Source organism: Nocardia fodinahabitans (genome assembly GCF_052983615.1).
The window spans coordinates 247934-266146 of the sequence record NZ_JBRJJC010000001.1 but is presented as its reverse complement, the minus strand read 5'-3'; the positions used below and the strand labels follow the sequence as shown (position 1 = coordinate 266146).

The 18213-nt window shown below is 71.5% G+C and carries 13 protein-coding genes; 7 read left to right on the top strand and 6 right to left on the bottom strand.

Annotated features, from left to right (window positions below; all coding sequences use genetic code 11):
- The first annotated feature begins 2 nt into the window (after positions 1–2).
- The 6 genes from NV348_RS01245 to NV348_RS01220 all read left to right on the top strand — a co-directional run bounded on the left by NV348_RS01245 (position 3) and on the right by NV348_RS01220 (position 6835).
- Positions 3–1679, top strand: a complete 1677-nt coding sequence (locus tag NV348_RS01245) for a fumarate hydratase (protein ID WP_447145275.1) — start codon at positions 3–5, stop codon at positions 1677–1679.
- 138 nt (positions 1680–1817) lie between these two features.
- Positions 1818–3233, top strand: coding sequence for an AarF/UbiB family protein (locus tag NV348_RS01240; protein WP_447150899.1), 1416 nt, complete (start codon positions 1818–1820; stop codon positions 3231–3233).
- Positions 3234–3303: 70 nt separating this feature from the next.
- Complete coding sequence (gene lpqS / locus NV348_RS01235) at positions 3304–3705, top strand: putative copper homeostasis (lipo)protein LpqS (protein ID WP_447145274.1); 402 nt, start codon at positions 3304–3306, stop codon at positions 3703–3705.
- Positions 3706–3807: 102 nt separating this feature from the next.
- Positions 3808–4911, top strand: a complete 1104-nt coding sequence (locus NV348_RS01230) for a PLP-dependent cysteine synthase family protein (protein ID WP_447145273.1) — start codon at positions 3808–3810, stop codon at positions 4909–4911.
- Positions 4908–6227, top strand: coding sequence for an MFS transporter (locus tag NV348_RS01225; RefSeq protein ID WP_447145272.1), 1320 nt, complete (start codon positions 4908–4910; stop codon positions 6225–6227). Before NV348_RS01230 ends, NV348_RS01225 begins: the two co-directional genes overlap by 4 nt.
- A 95-nt stretch (positions 6228–6322) precedes the next feature.
- The gene (locus tag NV348_RS01220; protein ID WP_447145271.1) at positions 6323–6835 is read left to right on the top strand and encodes a M15 family metallopeptidase; all 513 of its coding nucleotides are present in this window, start codon (positions 6323–6325) and stop codon (positions 6833–6835) included.
- Between the two features lie 72 nt (positions 6836–6907).
- Here the strand turns inward: NV348_RS01220 and NV348_RS01215 are convergent, their stop codons facing one another.
- Positions 6908–8044 carry an epoxide hydrolase family protein gene (locus NV348_RS01215; RefSeq protein ID WP_447145270.1) on the bottom strand — a complete coding sequence of 379 codons (1137 nt, stop codon included), beginning with the start codon at positions 8042–8044 and terminating at the stop codon, positions 6908–6910.
- Positions 8045–8127: 83 nt separating this feature from the next.
- Between NV348_RS01215 and NV348_RS01210 the strand changes: the two genes are divergently transcribed.
- Positions 8128–9090 (top strand): helix-turn-helix transcriptional regulator, encoded by a 963-nt coding sequence (locus NV348_RS01210; RefSeq protein ID WP_447145269.1) that lies wholly within the window; start codon positions 8128–8130, stop codon positions 9088–9090.
- 2 nt (positions 9091–9092) lie between these two features.
- On the opposite strand, the gene NV348_RS01205 is transcribed toward NV348_RS01210, so the two are convergent.
- From NV348_RS01205 to NV348_RS01185, 5 genes are all read right to left on the bottom strand, one after another.
- A complete protein-coding gene (locus NV348_RS01205) occupies positions 9093–9524 on the bottom strand; it encodes a hypothetical protein (RefSeq protein ID WP_447145268.1) in 432 nt (143 codons plus the stop codon).
- Positions 9521–10315 carry a hypothetical protein gene (locus NV348_RS01200; protein ID WP_447145267.1) on the bottom strand — a complete coding sequence of 265 codons (795 nt, stop codon included), beginning with the start codon at positions 10313–10315 and terminating at the stop codon, positions 9521–9523. The genes NV348_RS01205 and NV348_RS01200 overlap by 4 nt, the downstream gene beginning before the upstream one ends.
- A gap of 528 nt (positions 10316–10843) precedes the next feature.
- On the bottom strand, positions 10844–15253 hold the full coding sequence (locus NV348_RS01195; protein ID WP_447145266.1) for a TIGR02680 family protein: 4410 nt from the start codon (positions 15251–15253) through the stop codon (positions 10844–10846).
- 4 nt (positions 15254–15257) lie between these two features.
- Entirely contained in the window at positions 15258–16640 is a 1383-nt protein-coding gene (locus NV348_RS01190) for a TIGR02678 family protein (protein ID WP_447145265.1), read from the bottom strand.
- Complete coding sequence (locus NV348_RS01185) at positions 16637–18196, bottom strand: TIGR02677 family protein (RefSeq protein ID WP_447145264.1); 1560 nt, start codon at positions 18194–18196, stop codon at positions 16637–16639. Before NV348_RS01185 ends, NV348_RS01190 begins: the two co-directional genes overlap by 4 nt.
- Between the last annotated feature and the right edge of the window lie 17 nt (positions 18197–18213).

The following is an 18213-nucleotide window of genomic DNA, read 5'->3' as shown; positions in this document are numbered from 1 at the left end:
TCGTGACCGCGCCGGAGTTCCGCTATTCCGATCTGCTGCCGATCGGCGCCGACGACACGCCGTACCGCTTGCTCACCACCGAGGGGGTCAGCACCTTCGAGCACAACGGGCGCACCTTCCTGCAGGTCGAGCCCGAAGCGCTGCGGCTGCTCACCGAGACGGCGATCCACGACATCAGCCACTACCTGCGCCCCGCGCACCTGCGCCAGCTGCGCAAGATCATCGATGACCCGGAGTCCTCGGGTAACGACCGCTTCGTCGCGCTGGACCTGCTCAAGAATCTCAACATCTCCGCGGGCGGCGTGCTGCCGATGTGCCAGGACACCGGCACCGCGATCGTGATGGGTAAGAAGAGCGAAGGCGTGCTGACCGGGGTCGACGACGCCGAGTGGATCAGCCGCGGTGTGTTCGACGCCTACTCCACGCTGAACCTGCGTTACTCCCAGCTCGCCCCGATCACCATGTGGGACGAGAAGAACACCGGCTCCAACCTGCCCGCGCAGATCGAGCTGTACTCGACCGAGGGCGACGCCGACAACCCGGTCTACAAGTTCCTGTTCATGGCCAAGGGCGGCGGTTCGGCCAACAAGTCGTTCCTGTACCAGGAGACCAAGGCCGTCCTGAACCCCGAGCGCATGCTCGAGTTCCTCGACGAGAAGATCCGCTCGCTCGGCACCGCGGCCTGCCCGCCGTACCACCTCGCCGTGGTCATCGGCGGCACCAGCGCCGAATTCGCCCTCAAGACAGCGAAGTACGCCTCGGCGCACTACCTCGACAACCTGCCGACCGAGGGCTCGATCACCGGCCACGCGTTCCGCGATCTCGAGCTCGAGGAAGAGGTCTTCCAGCTCACCCGCGAGTTCGGCATCGGCGCGCAGTTCGGCGGCAAGTACTTCTGCCACGACGTGCGCGTGGTCCGCCTGCCCCGGCACGGCGCCTCGTGCCCCGTCGCGATCGCCGTCTCCTGCTCGGCCGACCGCCAGGCGCTGGCCAAGATCACCAAGGACGGCATCTTCCTGGAGCAGCTGGAAACCGAACCGGCCCAGTACCTCCCGGAGCAGACCGAGGACATCCTCGGCGGCGACGTGGTGCAGATCGACCTCAACCGCCCGATGGACGAGATCCGCGCCGAGCTGTCGAAATACCCCGTGAAGACCCGGCTTTCGCTGACCGGCCCGCTGGTCGTGGCCCGCGACATCGCGCACGCCAAGATCAAGGAGCGCCTCGACGCGGGCGAGCCGATGCCGCAGTACCTGCGCGACATGGCCGTCTACTACGCCGGCCCGGCCAAGACCCCCGAGGGCTACGCCTCCGGGTCCTTCGGTCCCACCACCGCGGGCCGCATGGACTCCTACGTCGACCAGTTCCAGGCCGCGGGCGGCTCGATGGTGATGCTGGCCAAGGGCAATCGCTCCGCCCAGGTGACCAAGGCCTGCAACGAGCACGGCGGCTTCTACCTGGGCTCCATCGGCGGTCCCGCCGCCCGCCTGGCGCTGGACTGCATCAAGAACGTCGAGGTGCTCGAGTACCCCGAACTGGGCATGGAAGCCGTGTGGAAGATCGACGTCGAGGACTTCCCCGCCTTCATCGTCGTCGACGACAAGGGCAACGACTTCTTCGCCGAGACCTCCAAGCCGATCGCCCTGCGCGTGCGCACCCGCTCCAAGGAACGCGTGTAACCGTCCGGTCGGACCACGAACCACGAAGACCCCGGCGTCGCCACCGTGCGACCCGGGGTCTTCGTTCGTCCGCCGGTGCTCCGACCGCGGTGTAGTGTGACCCGCGACATACGCTGGACCGGCTCGACGGGGGTGGACATGGCGGCCACCGGGATACCGCCCTCGGGGCGCGTCGCGCGCGGCGCGAAGCTGGGGCAGCTGGCGGCCGAGCAGACCGTGCGCGGGGTCGGGACGCGGCTGTCGATGATCGGGCGCACCGAGGAGGCCAGGCAGGTCCTGGCCGAGCGGTCGGCGATGAAGACCGCGCAGCAGATCGTCGCGGTGCTCGGCAGTATGAAGGGCTCGGCGATGAAGCTGGGGCAGATGCTGTCGGTGCTCGACCTCGACTTCATCCCCGAATCGCACCGCGCGCAGTTCACCCGCCAGCTCGCGGCGCTGCGCGACCGGGCGCCCGCTGTCGCGTTCCCCACCATGCGCCGGGTGATCGAGGAGGACCTCGGCCCGCTGTCGGCAATCTTCGCCGATTTCGACGAGACCGCGATCGCCGCGGCGTCGATCGGTCAGGTGCACCGGGCGACCCTGCGCGACGGCCGCGTGGTGGCGGTCAAGGTGAAATACCCCGGCGTGGAACGCGCCGTCCACGCCGATATCGGCAATCTCGAATTCCTCAGCAAGATGGCCAGATCCGTTCTGCCGAGCATGGCCGACACCGGGGTGCTGGAGGAGGTCGCCGCCAATCTGCGCAGCGAGCTGGACTATCTGCGAGAGGCGCGGACCCAGCACCGGGTCGCCCAGCGCTATCGCGGCCACCCCTACATCACCGTGCCCGACGCGATCGAGGAGCACTGCTCGCACAACGTGCTGGTGACCGAATATGTCGCGGGCCACGGCTTCTCGCACTTGCAGGGGCTGCCCGACGCGGACCGGGACCACTACGGCGAACTGATCTACCGGTTCTATCTCGGCGCCCTGTTCACCGACAACGAGTTCTGTGGCGATCCGCACCCGGGCAATGTGCTGCTCGCCGAGGACGGCAGGCTCGCCTTCGTCGACTTCGGGCTCTACAACCGGATGGACCCCGAGCACGTCGATTTCGAGCGCTCCTGCCTGCGGGCCGCCGCCGAGAACCGGCCCGAGGACCTGTACGCGGCCTGGGTCGGGCGCGGCATCATCGACCCGGCCGCCGGCGTCACCGTCGAGGAGTGCCTGGCGTATGTGTGGGCGGCCTGCGGGTGGCATCTGCTCGACGACGAGGTCACCATCACTCCCGAATTGGCCACCAGCGCCGTCCTGCTCGCCGTCGACCCGCGCTCGGTCGAATTCCAGGGTATGCGCAGCCAACTGCTCCCGCCCGAGCACGTCTTCTCCCGGCGTGCCGACCTGTTCACCTTCGCCACCCTCGGTCAGTTGCGGGTCGGCGCCAACTGGCATCGGCTGGCCCGCGAATGGCTCTACGGCGAGCCACCCGTCACCGAGATCGGCCGCGCGATCGCCGGGTGGCGGGCGGGTTCTCAGCCGCCACCACGCCCGGATCGCCCGGCTCGACGGCGCTGACCTGTGTCAACGCAATGACGTAGTAGCTTGGTCGGCGTAGGTCACCGGCGACGAGCGACAGGGAGGCACGGTGGGTCATCGGACTGACCGTTCTTCGTCGCGCCGGGCGGGTGTGCTGTGCGCATTCGTCATGATCATGGCCGCCGTGTGCGCGCTCGTGATCGACTGCACCACGGTGCATCACGACGACCACCACGGCCCGGAGGCGCCGCTCGGCGTGGTCGCCGCCGTCGCCGACGGGGCCTGGCTCGCCCTGCCCGATCATCCGCTGCCCGACCACTGTCTGGTCGGTGCCACGGCGCCCGATACCGGGCTCGTGCTCCCACTGCTGGGCCTGCTCGGGGCGCTGGTCGTCGTGCTCCTCGCGGGCCTCGGTCATCCGGCCGCGGCCCCGCGCGCCCCGCCGCGCGCGCCCCTGCGGTACCGCCAGGGCCGCGACATCCTCACCCGGTACTGCATCTGTCGACGCTGATCGGTCAGCGCCAGGCCTGCCACACCCGTGGACGGCCGGTGTTCGCGTGCCCGTTCTCGTCCGTGCCGTCGTGCCCGGCGGCCGACACAGGAAGCGACAGACATGCAGGAATACGTGCTCGACCGGACCGTTGCCTCGATCGCCGAGCGTCCACAGGGACTCGTCGGCAACACCCCGGTGATGTGGGTGGGGGCGCCGCTGGCCACCGCCGACCGGGGGTTCTGGGCCAAGCTGGAAGGATTCAATCCCGGCGGGATGAAGGATCGTCCCGCCCTGCACATGGTGCGTAGGGCGCAGCAGCGCGGTGACCTCGCTCCCGGCGCGCGGATCGTCGAATCCAGCAGTGGCACCCTCGGACTCGGGCTCGCCCTGGCCGGACTCGGGCACGGTCATCCGGTCACCGTGGTCACCGATCCCGGGCTGGAACCGATCGTCGCGCGGATGCTCGCCGCCTTCGGCGCCCGGGTCGACCTGGTCGAGCGGGCCCATCCCACCGGTGGCTGGCAGCAGGCGCGCCGGGACCGGGTCGCCGAACTGCTCGCCGCCGAGCCCACCGCGTGGTGCCCGGACCAGTACAGCAATCCCGACGCCGCCGACGGCTACGCCGGGCTCGCGCACGAGCTGATCGACCAGCTCGGGCGCGTCGACGTGCTGGTCTGCGCGGTCGGCACGGGCGGCCATTCCGCTGGTGTCGCCAGGGAACTGCGCCGCCGGTTCCCCGATCTGCGCCTGATCGGCGTCGACACGGTGGCCTCCACGATCTTCGGCCAGCCCGCGGGGCCACGGCTGATGCGCGGACTCGGCTCGAACATCCACCCGGCCAATGTCGACTACCGGGCCTTCGACGAAATCCACTGGGTCGCACCGGCGGAGGCGGTCTGGGCCTGCCGGACCCTGGCCGCCACGCACTACGCCACCGGCGGGTGGAGCGTCGGCGCGGTCGCCCTGGTCGCGGGCTGGGCCGCCCGGACCGCCGACGCGGCGACCAGGATCGTCGCCGTCTTCCCCGACGGCCCGCACCGCTACTTCGACACGATCTACAACGACGGCTACTGCCGCGAGCACGGCTTGCTGTCGGGGCCGCCCGCCACCGATCCCGACACGATCGATCACCCGGCCGAACGCGTGGTCGAGTCCTGGACCCGGTGCACGACGGTGCTCGACCCCGGCACGCTCGCGGCCGGGACGGGACCGGTGCGCGCATGAAGACATTGCGCACCTTCGCCGGTTTCGACACACCGGCGCGACTGCTGATGATCAACCAGTTCGGCATCAACTTCGGCTTCTACATGCTGATGCCGTATCTGGCCGGGTATCTGTCGGGCCCGCTCGGCCTGGCCGCGTGGGCGGTCGGGCTGGTGCTCGGCGTCCGGAACTTCTCGCAGCAGGGGATGTTCCTGATCGGCGGCACCTTGGCCGACCGTCTCGGGTACAAACCGCTCATCGTGGCCGGATGTGTGCTGCGCACCGCGGGATTCGCCGCGCTGATCTTCGCCACCTCGCTGCCGATGCTGCTGATCGCCTCCGCCGCAACGGGATTCGCGGGCGCGCTGTTCAACCCGGCGGTGCGCGCGTATCTGGCGGCCGAGGCCGGTGAGCGGCGGGTCGAGGCGTTCGCGGTGTTCAACGTGTTCTATCAGGCGGGCATCCTGGCGGGCCCGCTCGTCGGCATCGCCCTGCTCGGCGTGGATTTCCGCTGGACCGCCGCCGCGGCCGCCGCCGTGTTCGCGGTGCTCTCGGTGGCGCAGCTGTGCGCACTGCCCCAGCGCTGCGGCGTGACCACCACGGCCTCGGTGTGGACCGACTGGCGCACGATCGCCGGTCACCGGCGGTTCGTGGCGTTCGCGGTGGCGATGGGCGGCACGTATGTGCTGTCGTTCCAGGTGTATCTGGCGTTGCCGCTGCACGCGGGAGCCATCTCGGGCGCCGGCGCGCAGGAGCTGACCGCGCTGGTGTTCGTGGTGTCCGGGGTGGTCGCCGTCGCCGGTCAGGTGCGGATCACCGCGTGGTTGCGAGCGCGCTGGGGGATCGAGCGCGGTCTCGTCCTCGGCGTCGGCGTGCTGGCCGTGGCGTTCGTCCCGCTCGCGCTGGTCCCCGGCGCGGCGCCGTTCGGGACGGTGGCCGCGGCCGTGGCCCTGCTGCTGTCGGCCGCGGTGCTGGCGGTCGGGACGGCGGCGGTCTTCCCGTTCGAGATGGACACCGTGGTGTCGCTGAGCGAGGGCAAGCTGGTGGCGACCCACTACGGGTTCTACAACACGATCGTCGGGGTGGCCATCCTGGCGGGCAACCTGGGGACCGGCGCGATCCTGGACCTCGCCCGCGCGGCCGGCGCCGACCGGCTCGTGTGGGTGGGGCTGACGCTGCTCGGCGTGCTGACCGCCCTCGCGGTGCGGCGCGCGATCCGTCCTGCCGCCGGACGGCACCGGCAGTTCGACGCACTGCCCGCCTACACCGCGGCGCCGGGCCGCTGGCCGGTCCGGTCGGATCGTGAGTCCTCGGACGAGCTGACCCGCACGCTGTGAACGGTCGCCGGACCTGCCGGAATGACCGTGCACACCGTGCCCGGGCCCACCCCGGTGTTCGGCTCGGGCACGGGCCGGGTCGATAGACTCCCCGCATGACTACTGTGCTCGGCCGCCTGGCCGACCGGATGCTGGTGACGGTCACGGCCGCCGCGGCCGTGACCGCCGTCGGCATCGGTATCGCCGAGGCCCAGCCGACCGACCAGCGCGAACAGTTCCAGTCCGCCGCGGGGACCGAGGGCCTGGACCCGCCGCTGGCCCTGGCCTACACCCTCGCCGAACAGCAGGCGCACGCCGAGGGTGTCCCGCTGTCGGTCACCTCCGGCTACCGCACCCCCGAGCAGCAGGAAATGCTGTGGCAGGACGGCCTGGCCACCTACGGCACCCCCGACGAGGCCCGCCGCTGGGTCCTGCCGCCCGCGGAGTCGACCCACGTCTCCGGCCACGCGGTCGACGTCGGCCCGCAGGAGGGCGCGCAGTGGCTCGAGGCCAACGGCAATCGCTGGGGCCTGTGCCGGACCTTCGACAACGAATGGTGGCATTTCGAGCTGGTCACCGCGCCGGGCACCGCATGCCCGCCCAGGGTGCCCGACGCCAGCATGCGGTAGTCCGCACGAGGAACGCCATCACCGGGCAGGGTGCCGCGCGCACCCTGCCCGGTGTGCTGTCACCGGCGGGATTCAGCACAGGTCGGCGAAGAAGGTGCGGATGTCGGTGACGTGGGCCAGGGGTTCCTCCATCGCGACGAAGTGGTTGCCCGGGTTGCCCGCGGGCCAGTGGGTGATCTTGTGGTCGCGGTCGGCGAGCGTGCGCATCAGCGGTGAGCCACCGCCGTAGACGCCGGTCGGCACCAGGTTCTGGCCGGTGGGCCAGCCGAAGCCGCCCTCGCGCAGGCCGTCGTACATCGGCCACGAGGAGGTGCCCGCGGTCTGGGTGAACCAGTAGATCGCGGCATTGGTGAGCAGGTGGTCGCGGTCGATGACGTCCTCGGCGAGATCGGCCATCGGGGTGAACTCCTGGAATTTCTGCATCAGCCAGGCCAGCAACGCCACCGGGGAATCGTTCCAGCCGAGCGCGAAGGTCTGCGGCGCGGCCCGCAGCAGCGTGTGATGGTCGACGCCGCCGGTCATCCACTGCTGCATCTCCTCCCACTGCCGCAGATCCGCCGCCGACATGTCCGGCACGTCGGCCGCTGTCGGCATGCCGATACCGCCGTCGAGGTGGACGCCGATCACGTGCTCGGGCGCGGCGAGCGCCATCTCCGGCGCGACATAGGCGCCGAGATCGCCGCCCTGGGTGCCGTAGCGGTCGTAGCCGAGCGAGTCCATCAGCGTCGTCCACATCCGGGCCACCCGCGCCGTGCTCATCCCGGTCTCACGCGGCGCCGCCGAGAAGGCGAAGCCGGGCACCGACGGCACCACGACGTGGAAGGCCAGGGCCGGATCGAGCCCGTGGGCCCGTGGATCGGTCAGCGGACCGAGGGTGCGGGTGAACTCGACGAACGAGTTCGGCCAGCCGTGGGTGAGCACCAGCGGCACCGCGTCCGGCTCGGGGGAGCGCACGTGCAAGAAGTGCACGTCGAGTCCGTCGATCCCGGTGACGAACTGCGGGAACTCGTTGAGCGCGGATTCCTGTGCGCGCCAATCGAAATCCTCGGCCCAGTACCGCGCCAGCTCGCGCAGGTAGCCGGTCGGCACGCCGCGTTCCCAGCCCGCTCCCGGCAGCGGCGCGGCCCAGCGGGCCCGGCCCAGGCGCTCGCGCAGGTCGTCGAGGTCGGTCTGCGGGATGTCGATGTGGAAGGGGCGAATGGTCGTCATCTGAACTCCTCGGTCGGTGTGCACCCCACGGTAGGAGCCATCTAGGACAGTTTCGGTCCTAGATGCGCGGCAGAATGTGAACCATGACCGATACCGCCGCCCGCCTGCTCCGGTTGCTCTCCCTGCTGCAGATGCCACGGGAGTGGCCGGGCAGCGAACTCGCCGACCGGCTCGGGGTCACCGACCGCACGATCCGCCGCGATGTCGACCGGCTGCGCGAGCTGGGCTATCCCGTGGTGGCGGCGCTGGGCGCGACCGGCGGCTACCGCCTCACCGCGGGGTCGGCGCTGCCGCCGCTGGTGCTCGACGAGGACGAAGCGGTGGCCGTCGCGGTCGGCCTGCGGGTCGCGGCCGGGCAGGCGGTCGCGGGCATCGAGGACGCGTCGGTGCGCGCACTGACCAAACTCGAACAGGTGCTGCCCACCACGCTCCGCAGGCGGGTCCGGGTGGTCGGTGCGGCCGTGGCGGTCCGCGCGGGCACCGGCCCCACGGTCGACCCGGAGGTGCTCACCACGCTCGCCGCCGCGGTGAGCAACCGGGAACGGGTGCGCCTGCGCTACCGGGACGCCGCGGGTACCGAGTCCCGGCGTCACGTCGAGCCGATCGGCGTCGCGGCGGCGGGCGGACGGTGGTATCTGGTCGCCTACGACCTCGATCGGGACGCCTGGCGCAGCTTCCGCGCCGACCGTATCGAGGGGCCGCAACCCACCGGCGCCCGCGTCGTCGCCAGAGCGCTCCCCGCCGCCGACGCCGCCGAGTACGTCGCGGGCCGCCGAACCGACTGGGCCACGGCGGAATACGAGGTGGATGTGACGTTCGAGGCGCCACCGCACCGGGTCGCGGGCAGACTCGGTGCGGTGCCGGGCGCCCTCGTCGCCGTCGGTGAGACCGGGTGCCGGCTCACCGAAACCCGCGACGACGACCCGGAATGGCTTGCCGCGCAACTGATCACCCTGGGTTTTTCGTTCCGGGTGCACGGTTCGCCGGAACTGCGCGCGTGCCTACGCGCGCAGTCGTCCCGGCTCACGCAGGCACTCACCGAGTGAACTCAGAGCCTGCCGGTGTCCTTGAGCACCCGGCGCGACTGGGCGAAGAGCATGCCCACATTGACCGTCTTGCGGCACACCACCACGACCACCAGATCGTCGCGGCTCTCCGCGCGCAGGAACAGGTGGGTGAGGTTGTTGGAGTTGACCAGGATCTCCTGGAAGTAGTGTTCGTCGCTGCGGATCCCGCGGCGCTCCTTCCAGATGTCCTCGATCATCACCACATTGCGGCCCTGGAACAGGTCGAGGGTGGCGGCCGCGAGCAGATCCAGGACCTCCGGCGGGTGGTTGTCGACGGTCTCCACCGCCAGCAGCATGCCGGTCGACATGTCGATGACGCCGGCCGCGACGCAGTCGGGGACTTCGCTGCGCAGCGACTTGACCATTCCGGTGAGCCGTTCGGTCATGCTGGCGGGGGTGCCGTTGGTGTTCATGAGATCCTCTCGGTTCTCCGCCGTGGCGAAGAGTCGGGTACATCCACGGCGGTCGTGGACGGGGGAGCGGCCTGCGGTGGACGTGGCCGCAGGGTGTCGTTGATGCCGCTGGCACCGCGGCGGCGCCGGGGCAGCGCCGGGTCGACCATGCCCGCCCCGACGGTGGCGGGTGGCTGGTCGGCGGCGTGCCGGGACGGCACCGTCAGCAAGCCGCCGCCGAGCAGGCGCGCGACCTCGACGGTCACCGGATAGAGCGGACGGCCGAGCAGGAAGGCCAGATCACGGCAGTTCCTCGAGCCGTCCACCAGTCGCAGGAGATCACCGCCCTCGTCGCGCCTCGATCGGCCGAAGTCGGTGAGTGCCAGCAGATTCCGGTACGGCGAGAAGCCTGCGTGCGCGAGTGCGGTCAGCCTGCGATCGGTCTCGCCGAGCAGCCACTCGGCCTCGTAGCCGGGATCGTCGCCAGCGATGACCTGCGGGTGGGCGTCGATCCAGTGGCAGCGATCGATCCAGCCTGCCGCGATGGCGAACGTGCCGTCGACGGTGGCCGTCATCCGCAGCAGCCGGGTGTGGGCCGCGCCGAGCGGCTGCTCGCCGTCCCGATGGTCGATTTCGTCGAAACCCGGTGCGCCACCGGTACTCACGGCCACGATCCGGCCGTCGACGAGACGGATGTCACCGCCCGGCTCGCCGGTGACACGCAGAATGCCGGTGAACAGGCCCGCGTCGGCGTCGGTGAGCGCGGCCGCGAGTGGACGGGTGGTGTCCCGGAGGGGGACGGGGAACTGCATGGTGGTCACATCCCGCGGTGAGCAGGGAAAGGTCGGCGCCGGATCGGTGGAACGGCGACCCGGGCGCAAGCGAGCCAGCAACGGCCGCACACCATTTCCGGTGAATATGTCCGGCACCTTCATCGGGCTGGGTAGGCCGAGTTCCGGCGAACTCAGCGCATCGTCGTCCGCGGCGACCGCGACAGGCCGGCGCGCACGCCTCCCCAGCCCGAGGCGGTACCGGAAGACTGCCGGTGTGGCCGGGGCGGGAGGTGTTGATTCTGCCGATATCGCACGACGATCCCCTGAAGACTTGCTGATGGCGTGCGGTGGCGACCGCACCGTGATCGTGTCGGCTCGACCGGGGTCGGCGCCGTCACGAGCAAAATCCTGGCAGCACAGAGGATTTCGAGCAACCGATTCCGTGAAATTCGATTCGGTTAATTCCGGGTAAGAAAACTGGTCGGTCTAGGAGATCCGGCAATTGCCTGGCCACCACGCCGTCGGCGCGGCGCGGTGGCGTCAAGACCGGTTGGCGTACCGGGCGGTTCAGCCCACCGGTGCCGGTTCGCCCGGCATGCCCTCCAGGGTGAGTCCGCCCTCGATGGTGTTGGGGACGCGGCGCCGGTTGGGGGAGCCCAGCGCGGTGGTCAGGTCGCCACCGTCGTGTTCGGCCAGCAGTTCGCCGCTGTCCCACACCAGCAGCGTGGCGCTGACGGTGTTCTCGGCGGTCGAGTGCGCCAGGTCGTAGTGCGCGCAGCCGGGGACGTGCCCGTAGGTGATCCACAGGTCGTAGCCGGTCATGAACAGGTCGAGATCGAATTGCACGCTCAGACCGAGCAATTCGCTGCGGCCGTTGTCGTCGACACCGGCGAACGCCTCGTCCAGCGCGAGCAGGCGCGGCGCCTGCGGATCGGCGGAGTCGAGCATCACGTGCGCCGCCGCGAACAGCGGCAGGTGCAGCGAGACCGACTGCTCGCCACCGGAGAGCGCGCTGTGCCGGGCCACGGTCAGCTTGTCCTCGCTGCCGTCACCGTTGATCAGGGTGAACGAGAACACCCGCCAGGCGCGGTAATCGAGGGTGGCGCCGAGGATCTCGGGGTAGGACCGCTCCGGGTGGGCGGTGCGGGCCGCCCGGATCTCGGCGGCGAAGTGGGCGCGGACCGCGCCCAGATCCTCCGGGCTCAGCGCCGCGGTGTCCCGGTCGAGCAGTTTGCACATGGCGCGGGCGGCCTCGGACAGACCGTCGGCCAGGATCCAGTGCACGCCGATGGTGTTGCCCGAGGACATCCGGCGCTGCTTCATCTCCGCGCCCATGCGGGTGATGAGGTCGCGTGCGTCGCTGGTGCGTTCGTGGATCTGCTGGGCCAGGCCGGTCAGCAGCGCGTCCTCCAGGATGCGGCGTTCGGCGTCGGTGAGCAGGAGCTCCTGATCGCGGCGCGCGGCGTCGATGCGGGCCGCGAAATCGGCGAGCGCCGCCTGGCCGTTCTCGTCGTGCACCGCCACCACGGTGAGCCCGTCGGCGGCGTCCCAGTGCAGCCGGTAGTCGCGGCCCGACGCGGTGAGGGCGGCATCGAACTCCTGCAGCGCGCTGGTCACCGCCGACCGGGTGGACTTGCGCCCGGCCTCGGTGGCCCGCACCTGGGTGGTGGCGGTATCCAGGTCGGCGAACAGGGCGGCCACCTCGTCGGGCAGCACGACCGGGTCGGTCTCCGGTCCCGCGGCCACGATCCGGTACTGCAACTGCTCCGGCGTCGACCACGCGGCATCGGTGCTCGGCCAGCGGTGCTCGACCGACGCGCCGAGCAGGCTCAGCAGGTCCGGCCGGGCGTAGGGCGCCAGGGAGCGCACCTCCGCCAGTACCTCGGTGAGCGCGGTGGCCAGCGCCTCGTTGGCGGTGCGGTAGGCGGCCTCGGCGTCGCCGACCGCCTCGATCGCGGCATTGGCGGCCTTGCGCGCGGCCCGCTGCTCGGCCTTGGCGGCCTCGATCGCGCCCCGCGCGGCCTCGAGCTCCCGATCGATATCGGCGGCACCGGCGCCCAGCGCTTCCCGGAGAGTCTCGAGCTTGCGCTGCTGTTCGGCGAACCCGAGCCGGGCGGCTTCGGCCTCCTCGGCGAAGGCCTCGGCCAGCGCCCGCGCCTCGTCGTGGCGGTCGGCGCCCTCGCGTTCGCGTTCGCGTTCCCGTTCGTGCTCCGCGCGCAGACGCAACAGCCCGGTGCCGGTGTTCTCGAAGTGCCGGATCGCGGCGGCGAGCGCGTCGAGCTCGCGGGCCTCGGTCGGGGTGCGATGCGCTTGGGCGGTGGCCCGTAGCTTCTTGTCCATCGCGGTGGCCTCGCCGACCGCCTGGTCCAGATCGCGCTCGGTCTGGGTGACGGCCTCGGACCGGGACCGCATGAGACCGGCCGTCTCCGCGACCGCGCGCAGGGCGGCGGTGATCGCGGACGGGCGGGGAAGGGCTTTGGTCGCCGCGCTGATGGCCGCCAATTCGGCGGTGGCCGTGGCCTCGTCGGCCTTCGCCGCGTCGGCCTCGGCGGTGACGGCCTCGATCGCCGCGTCGAGTTCGGCCTGACGCAGTTCCCTGCGGCGGGCGCGCGCGGTCGCGCCGAGGAATTCGGCTTCGGGCTTGGTGTTGCGTCCCACGTGCAGGCCGTGCCGGAAGATTCCGGCGGTGCCGATGACGACGGTGTTCCCCGCACTCACCGGGCTTGTCGGGAGCCGGCGGACTCGCGCGGCAGTCGTTCCGGCTACGACTGGTTCGGTGCCTGCCTCGTCGGCGGCGGGTGCCTCGTCGAGTGCGATCGAGGCCAGCACATCGGTGACGATGCCCGTCGGGATCGACAGATCGTCGGAGTCGTCCTCGACGACAAGGACTTCGGCGAGCGTGCGACCGGTCGGGCGATCGGCGGCGGGCAGCGGGAGCAGGTAGCGGACCCCGTCGATATCGGGGACGCGGGTCGGGTCACAGATCCAGGCGTCGAGGAGCCCGGTGGCCTGGAGCGCGGCCTCGATACCGGCGGCTTCGGCCGGGGTCACCGTGTCCGCGAAGCGGACCGAGCGCCAGAAGGGCACGCCGGGAAGGTCTTTCGGCTCGCGGGCGTCGGTCGGGTGCACCGGCGGCGCGTCGTCACGTTCGGCGGCCACCTTGTCGCGCTCGGCGACCAGCGTTTCCCGGCGTGCGGCCGCGGCCGCCGCCCGCGCCTTGGCTTCCTGACGGCGGGTGCGGATCTGCTCCTGCAGGGGCTCGCAATACTCGGCCAGCACCTCGTGCGCCGACGGGACGTCCTCCGCGCCCGCCGCGGCGACGGCCGACGTCAAGGCGTCGAAAAGCCCGGGGCTCTCCGAATCGCCGATGCGCGGTACGCCTCCGGAGCCGGAGCCGGAGCCGGAGCCGGAGCCGGAGCCGACCGACCGACCTGCGGGGTCGGTGTCGTGCCCGGTCGGCAGCGTGCCTGCGGCGATCGGTGCCAGCACCGCCGCGTTGGCCTGCCACCAGGTGCGCAGGGCGGCAGCGGATTCGGTCCTCGCCAGCGCGACGGCGGCTTCGGCGTGGGCCACCTCGGTGGCCGCGGCATCGCGCAGTTCCACGGCGCGTTCGGCCAGCCGTTGAGCGCGCGTGCGGTCGGCGGCCAGGGCCTCCCAGCGGCTCACCGCCTTGCGCACCGCGCGCACATCGGCATCGCGTTCCTCGGCGTGTCCACGCACGGCGGCGGTGATCTGATCGCCGCGGCCGTCGGGACCCGGCGCGGTCCACTCGATGCCGGCTTCCTCGGCGGCGGCGCGCAGGGCGTCCTCGCCGCGGACCAGCGCGGCGGCCGCGGTGCGCACCGCCTCGGCGGCCCGCTCGGCCTCCTCGGCCCGGCGCTGCAGCGTGTGGCCCGCCTCGGCGGCCTTGTCGCGGTGCACGGCGGCGGAGGTCTCGAGCCTGCGGACCGCGTCGGCGAGGTCGTCGAGCTGCTGTTTGCCCTCGTAGGCGCTCGAGCGCTGGAGATTCTCGCGGTCGGCGATAGCCTGCTCGTAGGCGCGGTCGGCCTCTTCGGCCCTGGTCTCGGCCGCGGTGCGGTCGGCCTCGCGCCGGGTGCGCAGCGCGGTGGCCGCGAACAGGGCGGTCGAGGCGTTGGTGACCGCGTCGAGGCGGGTACGGACCTGGTCGACATCGGTTTTCGCCTGCACGGCGAGGTATTTGCGGTACACGTCGACGAAGCGGCGGGTCGCGGTGTCGGCCTGGACGAGCCCGTCGAGGGTGCGCCCGACCTCCTCCATATCGCTGAAGGACCGGGCCGCGTCCAGGATCAGCTGCTCGTCGAGCGGGCGCAGGCCGTCGGTGAGCGCCTGCGAGAGGCCGCGCGGGTCCAGGTTCTTGGCCAGCTGCGGCCGGCGCAGCGTGAGGATCAGGTTGATCAGCTGGTCGTAGCGCTGCACGCCGAGCCCGAACATGCGGGCGTCGATGGCGGCCCGGTATTCCACCGGCCGGTCGACGATCGCGTCGCTGCCGATCTGCTCGGCGAGCTGCTTGCGGGTCAGCGGCCGGTCGTCGGGCCCGATCAGGGAGAAGTCGACGCCCGCGCGCCCGTCGGCGACGAAGTACCAGCGTGTCACCTTGTCCGAGGACCGGGTGGCGCGCATGCCGATGCCGACGGTGACGACCTCCGGGTCGTCCCAGCTGCCGCGCGCGAACTCCATCCACACATACGAGTAGGCCGATTCCTGCTTGCGGTACAGCAGATTCGACTTCATGGTGCGCTCTTCACCGGCGAACGGATTGAGCCTGCGCGGTTCGATCCGCCCGTCGAGCACGAACGGAAACAGCACCTCGAGGGCCTTGGTCTTGCCCGATCCGTTCGGTCCGCGCAGCACGAGCCTGCCGTCGGCGAAACAGAACTCCTGGTCGCGGTAGTCCCAGAGGTTGACGATGCCCGCGCGGGTCGGGACGAAACGCACTCCGCCGTGAATGAGCGACATCTCCTCAGTTCCCTCCCGTTCCGGTGCTGCTGCCGTCGGTCTCGGCGGCGGTGACGAACAATTCCTCGGCCTGGCGGACCCGCACGGTGACCACCGCGCCCCGGTATCTGGCCAGCGCGGGCAGGATCAGCAGCCCGCCCTCGACCGGCCGGACCAGGCGCAGCTTGGCGAGCAGGGCGACGACCTCGGCGGTGAGCCCGCCGACATCGGCCTGCCACTGCGCGGCGAAGGTCGCGCCGTAGCGGTCGGTCAGCGCGGTGACGGTGCCGCGCACCCAGGCGTCGTCGAGGAACGGATAGCTGACCGGCTCGGCGTCTACGAGCTCGTCGTCGACGGAATCCGCTGTGCTGTCGAGTATTTCGGGATCCTCGGCGAGCGGCGCGAACACGCCGGCCGCGGGGATGGCCGCGTCGAGCTGGTCGAGCAGCGCGTCCTCGGTGGTCGGTGCCGGGTGATGCGCGACGGGATTGTCGATATCGAGGACCATGTCGGCGATCTCGCCGATGAGCAGCAGGGCCACCTGCGCGAGCGTGCCGGTGCCGGGGAAGCGGGTATCGGAGAGCCTGCCCGAGGTGTCGATGAGCGCCACCCCTTCGGCCCGGCGCTCGGCGCGCAGTCCGGTGCAGTACTCGACCTCGTCGACCACGCGATCCTGGCCGAGCAGCGCGCGCTCGGCGGGCGAGAGGTCTTCGAGATACACGACCGGACGTTCCACCAGGGCGCGGCGCACCCGGCGGGCCTGTTCGGCGGGCGCGTGCACGGTGTCCTCGGCCAGCAGGCCGCGCACGCTGTGCAGGTGCTGCAGCGCGCGCGGCGGCCGGAACAGCGCGAACACCACCGGCCGGTCGATGTCGTAGAGGGCCTCGCCCGCCTCCGGGTCGCTGGCCCAGCCGCCCGCGTCACCGTCGGCCAGGGTCAGCGCGCCCCTGGCGCCGAGCCAGCCGACCGCGTCGACGAAGGCGTCCCGATCGGCGGCCCGGTCGGTGGACAGCTCCAAGCCGTCGATCCGGCTCGCGTAATCGGCCACGTGCTCGGCCAGTTCGGACAGCGTGATCTGATCGCCCGCCCGGCCGAGCGCGGCCAGCGCCAAGGAGAGATAGGCGTAGCGCCGGCGATCGAAGACGCGATCGTTGACGCTGCGCGCGGGCAGGGTGTCGTCGAGCCGGTCGTGCACCGGGTAGAGCCGGGCGGTGGTCTCGGTGACCTCCAGGCGGTAGCCGAACAGCTCGGCCAGATCCTCGCGCAGTTCGGTGGCCCAGCGCCGGATCAGCGGCAGCGCGATCCGGTCCGGGTAGACGCGGGTGACCAGGTGGTTGGCGAGTATGACGCGGGCGGCGCGCTGGTAGCTGTCGAGGGCGAGGGCGTCGATGCGGCGCTGCTGTCTCATCGTGGCGTCCCCCGTCGCGTCGTCGCGGTGACCTCGAGGCGACGGTTGTTCAGGTGTAGCAGGCCCGCCGCGGTACGGATGACCGTCGACCCGTCGCACGGCCGCACGGTCAGGGTCACGCCGTTGTCGGAACCCGTTGTGCCGTCGACCTTTCCGCTGACCGGCACCCAGGCCGTGGACGCGGCGTCGAGCAGGCGCAGCAGTACCTCGGTCTCGCGCTGGTCCAGGATCCGCTCGTGCACGGCGCCGATGGCCAGCGAGGCCGCGGCCGCTGCCCGCTCGCGCTGGGCCGCCAGCTGGGCCTCGCGCAGCCTGCGGATACCGGCGTCGTTGCGCGCGATCCGGGCCGGCGCGCCCGCCGTCGGCGCGCGACCGGTCTCGGCGAGGGTCCGCGAGATCTCCAATGGCGGTGCCGCCCACCAGGACCGGCCCGCCGGGATCACCTCGGCGTCGGGATGCTCGAGCGCGAGATGACGGGGCCTGCCCAGGCCGAACACCGCGTCGTAGAGCGCGTGCGCGCTGCCGGTGGTGGGGGTGTCGACGAACCAGGCGGCCAGATGCCGCAGCGCCGATTCCCGGCTCACCCCGCCGCGGCGGGTCTCGGTGACCCGGCGCAGCAGCGACAGCACCGCCGCGATCGCGCTCATCGTCGCCTCGCGCAGCCGGTCGGCTTCGCACGACTCGTTCGCCTCGCCGCTGCCGGCGGCCACGAACCAGGTGCGCAGGCCGTCCCAGCGCGACTGCCAGTCGGCCTCGCGTTCGGCCGGGCTCAGCAGCACCCGCTCGTCGCAGCTCGCCGCGCGGCCGATCAGCTGCTCGACGCCGGTGTCCTCCACCTCACCGATCGCGGCCGCCAGCCGGGGCGCGAACCTGGCCAGGTCCATGCTGAACTCGCGCATGTGCGCGAGCAGCGCATCCTTGTGCGCGAGAAAGGATTCCGGCGTGATCTCGGTGGTGCGCACCAGATCGCCCAGCGACAGGTAGAAGTGCGCCGCGCGCGCGGCCATGTCGGTGAGGGCGGCGTCGAGCCTGCGCAGCGTGGTGTACACCCGCTCGGCGTCGCCGTCGCGATTGGCCGCGGCGAGGGTGCGCAGGTCGGTGAGCAGCTCGGGCAGCACCAGTCGCGACAGCGACGCGTCGTCCATCCTGGCCGTCAGCACGCCCGCCACCGCCCGGTACGCCTGGAAGCCCGCCTGCGCGAACTGGTAGACGTAGTGCCGGTTGCGGTACTCGGCCAGCGTGGCCGCGCGGGTGCCGTCGTAGCTGCGTTCCAGCACACCCCAGCGGTGCAGCTGCTCGAGCAGCGGGCCGATCTCGACGGCGGGCAGCGGCACCCCGGCGGGTCCGGCCTGCGCGCCGATCTCGGCCCTGGCGATCCACTCGGCGACGTCGTCGGCGTGCAGCAGCACCACGTAGGCAGCGCGGGCGCTGTCGAAGGCGCGCAGCACGCGCAGGTAGTCGGCGCGCTTCTCCGCGGTCGCGAACGAGAACAACCGCAGACGCTCGTCCCACAGGGCGGGTACGGCGCTGGGCAGGCCGTCGGCGAGGTCGGTCACCGTAGACAGGTTAGTGG

What these genes read in the sequence shown, in the direction of transcription:
- NV348_RS01240 (WP_447150899.1), top strand. Translation starts at nt 1,818, where the DNA reads ATGGCGGCCACCGGGATACCGCCCTCGGGGCGCGTCGCGCGCGGCGCG.
- NV348_RS01230 (WP_447145273.1), top strand. Translation starts at nt 3,808, where the DNA reads ATGCAGGAATACGTGCTCGACCGGACCGTTGCCTCGATCGCCGAGCGT.
- NV348_RS01225 (WP_447145272.1), top strand. Translation starts at nt 4,908, where the DNA reads ATGAAGACATTGCGCACCTTCGCCGGTTTCGACACACCGGCGCGACTG.
- NV348_RS01220 (WP_447145271.1), top strand. Translation starts at nt 6,323, where the DNA reads ATGACTACTGTGCTCGGCCGCCTGGCCGACCGGATGCTGGTGACGGTC.
- NV348_RS01215 (WP_447145270.1), bottom strand. Translation starts at nt 8,044, where the DNA reads ATGACGACCATTCGCCCCTTCCACATCGACATCCCGCAGACCGACCTC.
- NV348_RS01210 (WP_447145269.1), top strand. Translation starts at nt 8,128, where the DNA reads ATGACCGATACCGCCGCCCGCCTGCTCCGGTTGCTCTCCCTGCTGCAG.
- NV348_RS01205 (WP_447145268.1), bottom strand. Translation starts at nt 9,524, where the DNA reads ATGAACACCAACGGCACCCCCGCCAGCATGACCGAACGGCTCACCGGA.
- NV348_RS01200 (WP_447145267.1), bottom strand. Translation starts at nt 10,315, where the DNA reads ATGCAGTTCCCCGTCCCCCTCCGGGACACCACCCGTCCACTCGCGGCC.
- NV348_RS01195 (WP_447145266.1), bottom strand. Translation starts at nt 15,253, where the DNA reads ATGTCGCTCATTCACGGCGGAGTGCGTTTCGTCCCGACCCGCGCGGGC.
- NV348_RS01190 (WP_447145265.1), bottom strand. Translation starts at nt 16,640, where the DNA reads ATGAGACAGCAGCGCCGCATCGACGCCCTCGCCCTCGACAGCTACCAG.